General features: G+C 57.7%; 1 rRNA gene. It reads right to left on the reverse strand.

The window, feature by feature from the left end:
• Positions 1-96, reverse strand: a 16S ribosomal RNA gene (locus tag ADL08_RS15090); the annotation flags it as partial.
• Positions 97-241 lie beyond the last annotated feature (145 nt).

Below are 241 nucleotides of genomic sequence, written 5' to 3' on the forward strand. Positions count from 1 at the left end.
GCCACTAATCCACCCCGAAGGGCTTCATCGTTCGACTTGCATGTGTTAAGCACGCCGCCAGCGTTCGTCCTGAGCCAGGATCAAACTCTCCGTGAATGTTTACCCGTAATCGGGTCGACACCACGAGAGCGGGACAGTCAGGCCGGAATAAGGCCGACTGTCCACAGCGTCCTCGCTGTGTGTGCCACCCCCGCAGGGATGGACTTTTCTTCAAAGGAACCTCGACCATCCGAAGATGGAC

Source organism: Streptomyces sp. NRRL F-6492 (assembly GCF_001280125.1).
Taxonomy (GTDB): domain Bacteria; phylum Actinomycetota; class Actinomycetes; order Streptomycetales; family Streptomycetaceae; genus Streptomyces.